This window comes from Mesorhizobium sp. M2A.F.Ca.ET.037.01.1.1, assembly GCF_003998075.1.
Taxonomy (GTDB): Bacteria; Pseudomonadota; Alphaproteobacteria; order Rhizobiales; family Rhizobiaceae; genus Mesorhizobium.
In genome coordinates this window covers 1-1,739 of the sequence record NZ_RZSA01001208.1, presented here as the reverse complement: position 1 = coordinate 1,739, position 1,739 = coordinate 1, and the positions used below count along the sequence as shown (strand labels likewise).

At 66.1% G+C, this 1,739-nt stretch carries 3 protein-coding genes; all 3 read right to left on the bottom strand.

Annotation, left to right across the window (positions count from 1 at the left end):
• Nucleotides 1-216 (bottom strand): ATP-binding cassette domain-containing protein (locus EOA27_RS35155; protein WP_127258583.1); only part of this gene is annotated, 216 nt, incomplete at its 3' end.
• A gap of 69 nt (nt 217-285) precedes the next feature.
• Complete coding sequence (phnK, locus tag EOA27_RS35150) at nt 286-1,062, bottom strand: phosphonate C-P lyase system protein PhnK (RefSeq protein WP_042640728.1); 777 nt, start codon at nt 1,060-1,062, stop codon at nt 286-288.
• The coding region (locus EOA27_RS35145) for an alpha-D-ribose 1-methylphosphonate 5-phosphate C-P-lyase PhnJ (RefSeq protein WP_245491296.1) at nt 1,059-1,739 on the bottom strand (681 nt) is incomplete at its 5' end. The genes phnK and EOA27_RS35145, both read right to left, overlap by 4 nt.

Genomic DNA, 1,739 nt, shown 5'->3' with positions numbered 1-1,739 from the left:
GTGCTGGACGATGATCTGGCCCTCGTCGACGGCATAGTTGCCGTAGAGCATCTTAAGGATCGAGCTTTTTCCGGCACCCGACGGCCCGCCGAGCACGGCGCATTCGCCGGCGCGGATCGAGAAGGAGACGCCCGCCACCACCGGCAGCGTGACGCCGTCGCGCAGATGCATGGTGAAGCTTTTCGCGATGTCGGAAACAACAAGCGGCGTGGCCATGATTAGAGTCCTTTGTTTTGCCGCATGGTCTGGTCCGAAAACCGGCTTCCACTTTTCGGGACCATGCGGCTAGACCTGCAAAATCGAAGAAACGAGAAGCTGGGTATAGGGCGCGCGCGGATCGTCGAGCACGCGGTCGGTGAGGCCGCTTTCGACGACGCGGCCGTCCTTCATCACCATCATGCGCTGCGACAGAAGCCGCGCCACGGCGAGGTCGTGGGTGACGACAATTGCCGCCAGCCCGAGGTCCGTGACCAGCCCGCGCAACAGATCGAGCAGACGCGCCTGAACTGAGACGTCGAGGCCGCCGGTCGGCTCGTCCATGAAGACGAGCCGCGGCCCGGTCACCAGGTTGCGGGCGATCTGCAGGCGCTGGCGCATGCCGCCGGAAAAGGCGCGGGGCTCGTCGTCGATGCGGTCCTCGTCGATCTCGACGCGCGACAGCCAGTCGACGGCGGTGGCGCGGATCCTGCCGTAATGGCGGTCGCCGACGGCCATCAGCCGCTCGCCGACATTGGCGCCGGCCGATACGGTCATGCGCAGCCCATCGGCCGGGTTCTGGTGGACGAAGCCCCAGTCGGTGCGCATCAGGAAGCGGCGCTCGGCCTCGCTCATGCGGTAGAGCTCGCGCCACTGGCCGTCGCGCATGCGGTAGCTCGCGGTGCCGGAGGAGGGCAGCAGCCGGGTCGACAGGCAGTTGAGCAGCGTCGTCTTGCCGGAGCCGGACTCGCCAACAACAGCCAGCACCTCGCCCGGCCAGAGGTCGAAGGTGACGTTCTCGCAGCCGACGCGCGAGCCGTAGAATTTGGACAGCGCGGAGACGCGCAGCAGCGGTTCGTCGGTCATTCGGCCTCCTTACCCTCCCCCTTGTGGGGAGGGTCGGCGCGCAGCGCCGGGGTGGGGGTTGAAGAAAGAGAAGATTGGCCTTTCCCCCCACCCGCGCCTTCGGCGCGACCTCCCCACGAGGGGGAGGTAGAGTCGGCGCGCCGCTTCTCGCAATGGTCGGTGTCCGAGCAGACGAACATGTGGCCGCCGTGGTCGTCGAGGATGACCTCGTCGAGATAGACATTCTCGGCGCCGCAGAGCGCGCAGGGCTGGTCGAAGGTCTGCACCTCGAAGGGATGGTCCTCGAAATCGAGGCTGACGACGTCGGTGAAGGGCGGCACCGCGTAGATGCGCTTCTCGCGGCCAGCGCCGAACAGCTGCAGGGCCGGCGAACGATGCATCTTCGGATTGTCGAATTTCGGCGTCGGCGAAGGGTCCATCACATACCGGCCCTCGACCTTGACCGGATACGCATAGGTGGTGGCTATGCGGCCGTGCTTGGCGATGTCCTCGTAGAGCTTCACATGCATGAGGCCGTATTCCTCCAGCGCATGCATTTTTCGCGTCTCGGTCTCGCGTGGCTCGAGGAAGCGCAGCGGCTCGGGGATCGGCACCTGGAAGACCAGCACCTGGCCGGCGGTCAGTGGCTGCTCAGGGATGCGATGGCGGGTCTGGATGATCGTCGCCTTGGCGGTCTC